Origin of the sequence: Tepidimonas sp., from assembly GCF_036824975.1 — a bacterium.
Lineage (GTDB): Bacteria > Pseudomonadota > Gammaproteobacteria > Burkholderiales > Burkholderiaceae_C > Tepidimonas.
The window spans coordinates 69,765-78,157 of the sequence record NZ_DAISZC010000001.1; the positions used below are offsets into that span (position 1 = coordinate 69,765).

At 67.3% G+C, this 8,393-nt stretch carries 7 protein-coding genes and 1 pseudogene; 1 reads left to right on the forward strand and 7 read right to left on the reverse strand.

The features are described from left to right. Positions 1 to 27 precede the first annotated feature (27 nt). From V7Z54_RS00295 to V7Z54_RS00325, 7 genes are all read right to left on the reverse strand, one after another. The gene (locus V7Z54_RS00295) at positions 28 to 993 is read right to left on the reverse strand and encodes an NAD(P)H-dependent flavin oxidoreductase (RefSeq protein ID WP_334133504.1); all 966 of its coding nucleotides are present in this window, start codon (positions 991 to 993) and stop codon (positions 28 to 30) included. Between the two features lie 148 nt (positions 994 to 1,141). Further along, complete coding sequence (locus V7Z54_RS00300; RefSeq protein ID WP_334133505.1) at positions 1,142 to 2,932, reverse strand: acyl-CoA dehydrogenase; 1,791 nt, start codon at positions 2,930 to 2,932, stop codon at positions 1,142 to 1,144. A 62-nt stretch (positions 2,933 to 2,994) separates the two neighbouring features. Then, positions 2,995 to 3,936 (reverse strand): electron transfer flavoprotein subunit alpha/FixB family protein, encoded by a 942-nt coding sequence (locus tag V7Z54_RS00305; protein WP_334133506.1) that lies wholly within the window; start codon positions 3,934 to 3,936, stop codon positions 2,995 to 2,997. Between the two features lie 17 nt (positions 3,937 to 3,953). After that, complete coding sequence (locus V7Z54_RS00310) at positions 3,954 to 4,703, reverse strand: electron transfer flavoprotein subunit beta/FixA family protein (protein ID WP_334133507.1); 750 nt, start codon at positions 4,701 to 4,703, stop codon at positions 3,954 to 3,956. Positions 4,704 to 4,902: 199 nt separating this feature from the next. Continuing rightward, positions 4,903 to 6,258, reverse strand: a complete 1,356-nt coding sequence (locus V7Z54_RS00315) for a mechanosensitive ion channel family protein (protein ID WP_334133508.1) — start codon at positions 6,256 to 6,258, stop codon at positions 4,903 to 4,905. Positions 6,259 to 6,262: 4 nt separating this feature from the next. Then, the gene (locus V7Z54_RS00320) at positions 6,263 to 7,054 is read right to left on the reverse strand and encodes an enoyl-CoA hydratase (RefSeq protein WP_334133509.1); all 792 of its coding nucleotides are present in this window, start codon (positions 7,052 to 7,054) and stop codon (positions 6,263 to 6,265) included. Positions 7,055 to 7,100: 46 nt separating this feature from the next. Then, entirely contained in the window at positions 7,101 to 8,051 is a 951-nt protein-coding gene (locus V7Z54_RS00325; RefSeq protein WP_334133510.1) for a histone deacetylase family protein, read from the reverse strand. A gap of 56 nt (positions 8,052 to 8,107) precedes the next feature. Between V7Z54_RS00325 and V7Z54_RS00330 the strand changes: the two are divergent. Continuing rightward, a pseudogene (locus tag V7Z54_RS00330) lies at positions 8,108 to 8,393 on the forward strand (AAA family ATPase); the annotation flags it as partial.

Below are 8,393 nucleotides of genomic sequence, written 5' to 3' on the forward strand. Positions count from 1 at the left end.
GCACCGCAATACGCGGTGCGTGGCCCATCAAGCGGCAGCGCCGGCACACAAGCGCGCGCGTACCTGGGCGTATTCGCGCTTGAGGCGCTCGATCACCTCGGCAGCGGGGCGTACCGCGTCCACCACGCCGATCCCCTGGCCACAGCCCCAGATGTCTTTCCAGGCCTTGGCGGCGCCCTCCCGGAAATTCATTTGGCTGGGATCGCTTTCCGGCAGATGGTCGGGGTCGAGTCCAGCGGCGCGAATCGACGGCTTGAGGTAGTTACCGTGCACGCCGGTAAAGAGGTTGGTGTAGACGATGTCGTCTGAGTTGCACTCGACGATGCACTGCTTGTAAGCGTCGCTGGCGCGCGCCTCGTCGGTGGCGATGAACAGCGAGCCGATGTAGGCGAAGTCAGCCCCCATGGCCTGCGCCGCCAGAATGGCGCCGCCCGTGGCGATCGACCCCGACAGCGCCAGCGGGCCGTCGAACCACTGGCGGATCTCCTGCACCAGCGCAAACGGGCTCTTGGTGCCGGCGTGCCCACCCGCACCGGCGGCCACCGCGATCAGGCCATCGGCCCCTTTTTCGATGGCCTTGCGGGCAAAGGTGTTGTTGATGATGTCGTGCAGCACCACGCCGCCCCAGCTGTGCACGGCCTGGTTGACGTCCTCGCGCGCACCTAGGCTGGTGATGACGATGGGCACCTTGTATTTGGCACACAGCGCCATGTCGTGCTCGAGTCGCTCGTTGCTTTTGTGCACGATCTGGTTGACGGCAAACGGCGCGGCCGGCCGGTCGGGGTGAGCGCGGTCGTGCGCGGCCAGTGCCTCGGTGATCTCGGCCAGCCACTCGTCGAGCTGCGAGGCCGGGCGCGCGTTGAGCGCCGGCATGGCGCCCACGATACCGGCCTTGCACTGCTCGATGACGAGCTTGGGGTTGCTGATGATAAACAGCGGCGAACCAATCACGGGAAAGGCGATGCGCTGCAACACAGGAGGCAAACGGGACATGGAAACGTTCCTCGGAATCGGGACAGGAAGGAAGAGCGGCGGCAGGCGCACCGGGTACCCGGGCGGCGCGGCTCACCCCAGCGTCGCGTCACCGCACACCGGCGACACCGTCTACCCGGTGGGCAGTGGCGGCCGGTGGCCGGTGCGCTCAGTACGCGGCCAGCGGCATCGCTGCCACCGCCGCGTGGCCACCCACGATGCTGTCGCGCCAGCCGCCGCAGCGCGTCAGGATGTGGTCGGCGTAGAAACGCGCGGTGGCGATCTTGGCACGCATAAACTCGACGTCGCGGCCGGCGGCCGCCTCGCGCTGCGCTGCCAGCAGCGCGCGCGCCATCTGCCAGCCGGCCACGACGTTGCCCGCCAGCATCAGGTACGGCACACTGCCAGCGTAAGCCGCCACCGGATCGGCCTTGCCCTGCGCCGCCATGAACGCCACCACCTCTTCGAACGCCTGCCGCGCGGCCTGCAAGCGGGCATGCATCGCCATTGCATCGGCGCTGCCGTCGGCCAGCAGTTCGGCTTCGGTGGCGCCAATCTGCTGCGCCACCGCGCGGGCGGTAGCCCCGCCGTCACGCACCGTCTTGCGCCCAAGCAGGTCATTGGCCTGGATCGCGGTGGTGCCCTCGTAAATGGTCAGGATCTTGGCATCGCGGTAATACTGCGCTGCGCCGGTTTCCTCGATGAAGCCCATGCCGCCGTGCACCTGCACGCCCAGACTGGTGACTTCGTGGCTGACCTCGGTGCTGTAGCCTTTGACCAGCGGCACCAAAAATTCGTAGAACGCCTGGTTCTGGCGCCGGGCCTCGGCATCCGGGTGATGATGGGCGGCATCGTAGGCCGCTGCCGCCACCGCCGCCATCGCGCGACAGCCCTCGGTCAGCGCGCGCATAGTCAGCAGCATGCGGCGCACGTCCGGGTGGTGGATGATGGGCGCCGCCGCGGCTACGCTGCCGTCCACCGGGCGGCTTTGTACGCGCTCGCGCGCGTACTGCACCGCTTTTTGGTACGCGCGCTCCGACAATCCGATGCCCTGCAGCCCGACGGCGTAGCGGGCAGCGTTCATCATGATGAACATGTACTCCAGGCCGCGGTTTTCCTCGCCCACCAGGTAGCCGATGGCTCCGCCCTGGTCGCCGTACTGCAGCACGCAGGTGGGACTGGCCTTGATGCCCAGCTTGTGCTCGATGCTGACGCAGCGCACGTCGTTGCGCGCGCCCAGGCTGCCATCGGCGTTGACCAGGAACTTGGGCACGATGAACAGACTGATGCCCTTGACGCCTTCGGGCGCGCCGGTGACGCGCGCCAGCACCAGGTGCACGATGTTCTCGGCCATATCGTGCTCACCGTAGGTGATGAAGATCTTGGTGCCGAAGATGCGGTAGGTGCCGTCGGGCTGCGGTTCGGCGCGCGCGCGCACCAGCGACAGGTCGGAGCCCGCCTGCGGCTCGGTGAGGTTCATCGTGCCGGTCCAGCGCCCCTCGATCATCGGCGGGATGTACAGGCGCTTCTGCGCATCGCTGCCCGCTGTCAGCAGCGCCTCGATGGCGCCGTCGGTCAGCAGCGGACACAGCGCAAAGCTCAGGTTGGCCGCATTCAGGATCTCGGTGCAGGCGGCCCCGATCGTCTTCGGCAGACCCTGCCCGCCAAACTCAGCCGGATGCTGCAGGCCCTGCCAGCCGCCTTCGGCATACTGGCGAAACGCCTCCCGAAAACCCGGGGTGGTGACGACTTCACCGTCTGTCCACCACGACGGCTGCTTGTCGCCCGCCCAGTTCAGCGGCGCCACCACCTCTTCGTTCAGACGCGCGCACTCCTCCAGCACCGCCTGCGCGGTCTCCAGGTTGGCGTCTTCGAAGCCGGGCAGCTGCGCCACGCGCTCCAGCTGGGCCAGGTGCTGCATGGCAAACAGCATGTCCTTGACCGGGGCCTTGAAGGTCATGATCGGGGTCTCCTCAGGCAAAAAAGGGCATCCCCTGGGATGCCCGGATGAGTGCATCGGTGTTAGAGCGCCTTGACCAGTTCCGGCACGGCCTGGAACAGGTCGGCCTCCAGCCCGTAGTCGGCGACGCTAAAAATTGGCGCCTCGGGGTCCTTGTTGATGGCGACGATGACCTTGGAGTCCTTCATACCCGCCAGATGCTGGATGGCACCGCTGATGCCCACCGCCACATACAACTGCGGCGCCACGATCTTGCCGGTCTGCCCGACCTGCCAGTCGTTGGGCGCATAGCCGGCGTCCACGGCAGCGCGGCTGGCGCCGATCGCCGCTCCCAGCTTGTCGGCCAGCGGGGTGATGATGGCGTTGAATTGCTCGGCGCTGCCCAGCGCGCGCCCGCCCGAGACGATGACCTTGGCCGCCGTCAGTTCGGGGCGGTCACTCTGGGCCAGCTCGCTGCGGACGAACACGCTCTTGCCGCTGTCGGCCACCGCCGCCACCGGCTCCACTGCCGCGGACCCGCCGGCACCCGCCGCATCGAAGGCGGTGGTGCGCACCGTGATCACGTGCTGCGCATCGGTGCTTTGCACGGTGGCGATGGCGTTGCCCGCGTAGATCGGGCGCTCGAAGGTGTGCACGTCCACCACCGCCGTGATGTCGCTGAGCTGCGCCACGTCGAGCCGGGCGGCCACCCGCGGGGCGATGTTGCGCCCCCACGCCGTGGCAGGAAACAGGATGTGGCTGTAGCCACCAGCCAGCGCCAGCACCTGAGCGGCGACATTTTCGGCCAGGCCGTGGGCGAGTGCCGCGCCGTCGGCGTGCAGCACCTTGGCCACGCCGGCCACCTGGGCGGCGGCCTGCGCCGCGCCGGCAGCGCCCTGCCCGGCCACCAACACATGGATGTCACCGGCACCGGCGGCCTGCAGCTTCAGTGCCGCGCCCAGCGTGTTGAGAGTGCCCCCCTTCAGGGCAACGTTGTCGTGTTCGGCAATGACGAGAATGGTCATGGCGGCCTGTCCTTTCCTCAGATGACCTTGGCTTCGTTCTTCAGCTTGTCCACCAGCGTGGCCACGTCCGGCACCTTGATGCCAGCGCTGCGCTTGGGCGGCTCGGCCACCTTCAGCGTCTTCAGGCGTGGCGTCACGTCCACACCCAGATCCGCCGGCGTGACGGTGTCCAGCGGCTTTTTCTTGGCCTTCATGATGTTGGGCAGCGTCACGTAGCGCGGCTCGTTCAGACGCAAGTCGGTAGTGACGATGGCAGGCAGCGTCAGTTTGAGCGTTTCCAGACCGCCATCGACCTCGCGCGTGACCTCCACCGCGTCGCCCTGGACCTCCACCTTCGAAGCGAAGGTGCCTTGCGGCCAATGGAGCAGCGCGGCCAACATTTGCCCGGTCTGGTTGGCGTCATCGTCAATGGCCTGCTTGCCCAGGATCACCAACTGCGGCGCTTCCTTGTCCACCAGGGCCTTGAGCAGCTTGGCCACCGCCAGCGGCTGCAGCTCGCCGTCGGTTTGCACCAGGATCGCGCGGTCGGCACCAATAGCCATGGCGGTGCGCAACGTCTCCTGGCACTGCGCCACACCGCACGACACCGCCACGATCTCGGTCGCCACCCCCTTTTCCTTCAGGCGCACGGCCTCCTCGACGGCAATCTCGTCAAACGGGTTCATGCTCATCTTGACGTTGGCGATATCCACGCCGCTGCCATCGGCCTTGACGCGGACCTTCACGTTGTAGTCAACCACACGCTTGACGGGGACGAGAATCTTCATGCTGACTCCTGTGGGTGGTAGGACGGCGATACCAAGTTTACGTTTACGTCAACGTCAACCGATCGCATTGTACGGGGATAACACCCGCCAAAAAACGAACGATCGTTCGTTTTTGAAAATTATAGGCAAGCCCGTGCGCAGCCACAAGCCCCCAGTGACGGCGACCGTCTGCCCGCGCGATGGGCGCTGGCGCGGCACGTCATCGGGACTGCGCCGCCCCACCCGCGCCCGTGGGCGATACCGTCCCCGACAGGCCACGCACGGCGGGCGCGTCAGCCGCCGCCGGCCGCACGTGCAGCACCCGCTGTGGGTACGGAATTTCGACACCGTGTTCCCGAAACAGCTCCAGGATGCGCAGGTTGATCGCCGAGCGCAAGCCGAGCTGGCCATTTTCGGGGTCGGCGATCCAGTAGCCGAGCGTAAACTCCAGTCCATCGGCGCCAAATGCGGACAGCGCCGCCAGCGGCGCGGGCTCACGCAGCACGCGCGGCTGCTCCAGCGCCGCCTGCACCAGCAGCCGCTGCACCAGCGCCACATCGCTGTCGTAGGCCACGCCCACCACCGTAGACTGCCACACGCGCGGATCCGACAGCGACAGGTTTTCCACCCGTTGCGTGATCAGCAGCTCGTTGGGCACGATCGACTCGCGCCCGCTGACCGAGCGGATGACGGTGTAGCGCGCCTTAATATCCGCCACCACCCCTTCGAAGGTATCCAGCCGCACCATGTCGCCGATGCGCATGCTGCGCTCGGTCAGGATCACGAAGCCGCTGACATAGTTGGCGGCCAGTTTTTGCAGACCAAAGCCGATGCCGACCCCGATCGCCCCGCCCAGCACCGACAGGGCGGTCAGATCGATGCCCACCGCCGACAGCGCCAGCATCAAGCCCACGAACAGCAGCAGCGCGCGCGCCGCGTTGCTGGCGGCCTTGCGCAGCGACAGCGACTCGCCGCTGGCATCGCGCAACAGGCGCGCCTCGATGGCCGAAGAGATCCACAGCGCCACGATCAGCACCGCACCGGCACTAAGCACCCCCTCGATGAGCGTGCGCACCGACAGCGTGGTGCCACCCAGCTTCCAGGTGATCTGGTCCAGCTCCGCCAGCACCACGGGCAACAGCCCGGTGATCCAGGCCACCGCCGCCAGCCACGCGATCCACGACACCGTGCGCTCTACCGGACGCAGCCAGGCCGCGCCGCCAAACGCCACCTCCAGTACCTTGACGCCGATACGAATGACTACCAGTGCCAGCAGCGCGGGCACGGCCACGCGCCAGACGGCCTGCGGAACCCACAGCGCCGTCAGCGTCCGTGCCCCATAGGCCAGCACCAGCAGCAGCAGCGGAAACAGCACCCCATCGACACCGCGGCGTCCAAACCAGATGGAGCGTTCGGCGTCGGGGTTGTAGGCCCGCTGCAAACCGCGCACCACCCCCCAAGCCACACCCACGCACAGAACCAGTGCGGCCAGCTCGATCAGCGCCCCTGGCTGCAGGAACGTGTGCAGCCAGGCACCGAAGTCGTCGATCGCCGCCGGGGCGGTGGATCGCGCCATGTGTTCAGCCCTCCGTGCGCCACGCCGGGGCGCGCTTGTCGATGAAGGCCTGCACGCCTTCCTGCGCCACCTCGTGCATCATGTTGCAGGCCATTGTCTGCCCGGCCAGCTGATAGGCGGCCTCGATGCTGGTTTCGCGATGCTGATAGAATACCGCCTTGCCCAAGGCAATGGCCGCGCGCGGCTTGGCCACGATCGCACCCACCAGCCGCTCGACCTCGGCATCCAGCGCCTCGGCCGGCACCACCCGGTTGACCAGACCGCGCAGGCGTGCCTCCTCGGCGCTGATGAATTCGCCCGTCAGCAGCATCTCCATCGCCACCTTTGCCGGCACGTTGCGCACCAGCGGCACGCTGGGAGTGGCGCAGAACAGACCGACATCGATGCCGTTGACGCCGAAGCGTGCCTCTTGCGCGGCCACAGCCAAGTCGCACTGCGCCACCATTTGACAGCCGGCAGCAGTGGCCACGCCGTGCACGCGCGCGATCACCGGGATCGGTAAGCGCTGGATCTGCAGCATCACCCGCGAACAACGCGCAAACAGCTGCTGGTAGTAGTCTAGCTGCGGGTGGGCGCGCATTTCCTTGAGGTCGTGTCCGGCGCAGAACGCCTTGCCGGCGGCGGCAATCACGAGCACGCGCGCGCCCTCGTCCGCAGCAATCTCATCCAGCCGAGCCGACAGCGCCTGCAGCATCGCCTCGCTCAGCACGTTGAACGTACGCGGCTGGTTCAGGGTCAGGGTATGCACGCCGCGCGCGTCGCGCTCGTGCAGCAGGATTGGGGTGTCGTCCGTCATCGGTCCTCTCCTGGGCCAACAGGAAGGTTGCGGTCGCGCGGCGGCGCTAGACCTCGGCCAGCGTGCGCACATGCGCTTCCACGCTGCGCGCCAAGGCGCTGAGGTTGTACCCACCCTCCAGCACACTGACGATGCGGCCCTTCGCGTGCCGGCGGGCCACCTCCATCAGGCGCTGCGTCATCCATACGTAGTCCTGCTCCACCAGCCCGAGTTGCCCCAGGTCGTCCTCGCGGTGGGCGTCGAAGCCGGCACTGATGAGCAGCAGCTGCGGCCGATGGGCCTGCAGCCGCGGCAGCCACATCATTTCGACGAGCTCGCGCACGTCCACGCCCTTGGTGTACGCTGGCACCGGCACGTTGACGAGGTTGTCGTCGCTGCGATGGTCCCATTGCGGGTAGTACGGATGTTGGTAGAAACTGCACATCAGGATGCGCTCGTCTCCAGCCACGATGTCCTCGGTACCGTTGCCATGGTGGACGTCGAAGTCGATGATGGCGACCCGCTCCAGCCCCAGCCGCTGCAGCGCGTACCGGGCCGCCACCGCGACGTTGTTGAAAAAACAAAACCCCATCGCGCGGTTGCGCGTGGCGTGGTGCCCCGGTGGGCGCACGGCGCAGAACGCGTTGGCCAGCTCGCCGGCCACCACTGCTTCAGTGGCATCGATGGCCGCGCCCGCCGCGGCCAGTGCGGCCTCCCAGGTGTGCACGTTGAGCGCCGTATCCGGATCGACCGCCAGATATGGAGGCCCCCCGGCCGCCTGCGCATCCCGCAACTCGTCACTCAGCCCGCGGATGGCAGCGATGTGCAGACGGTCGTGCGCCAGCTCCAGCTCGGCGGTGGATGCCGGTGTGGCGGTGCGTTGCTGCAGCGCATCCAGCACGCCGGTGATCAACAGCCGGTCTTCGATCGCACCCAGCCGTTGTGGACATTCCGGATGGGCCGCACCCATCTCATGGCGGCTGCAGGCCGGGTGGGTGTAATAACCGGTGGGTTTCATGGCTCCTCTGAGGGCGATGCGGGTGTGCACGGCGACTTTCCGGTATCGTGCCGTCCATGACGGATACCCGACCCCTGATCGCCGCCTTGCTGCAGCAGCTTACCACGGTCATCGTCGGCAAAGAGAGCGTGCTGCGGCAGGCTGTCGCCGGCGTGCTGGCTGGCGGACACCTGTTGATCGAAGATCTGCCCGGCGTCGGCAAGACCACGCTGGCGCAGGCGCTGGCGCGCACGTTCGGCCTGTGCTTTGCCCGTATCCAATTCACGTCGGATCTGATGCCCAGCGATCTGGTCGGGGCGTCGATCTACGACCGCGCGCAGCAGACCTTCGTGTTCCACCCCG

Coding starts and splice junctions, on each gene's coding strand:
- V7Z54_RS00295 (WP_334133504.1), bottom strand. CDS start 993: ATGTCCCGTTTGCCTCCTGTGTTGCAGCGCATCGCCTTTCCCGTGATT.
- V7Z54_RS00300 (WP_334133505.1), bottom strand. CDS start 2,932: ATGACCTTCAAGGCCCCGGTCAAGGACATGCTGTTTGCCATGCAGCAC.
- V7Z54_RS00305 (WP_334133506.1), bottom strand. CDS start 3,936: ATGACCATTCTCGTCATTGCCGAACACGACAACGTTGCCCTGAAGGGG.
- V7Z54_RS00310 (WP_334133507.1), bottom strand. CDS start 4,703: ATGAAGATTCTCGTCCCCGTCAAGCGTGTGGTTGACTACAACGTGAAG.
- V7Z54_RS00315 (WP_334133508.1), bottom strand. CDS start 6,258: ATGGCGCGATCCACCGCCCCGGCGGCGATCGACGACTTCGGTGCCTGG.
- V7Z54_RS00320 (WP_334133509.1), bottom strand. CDS start 7,054: ATGACGGACGACACCCCAATCCTGCTGCACGAGCGCGACGCGCGCGGC.
- V7Z54_RS00325 (WP_334133510.1), bottom strand. CDS start 8,051: ATGAAACCCACCGGTTATTACACCCACCCGGCCTGCAGCCGCCATGAG.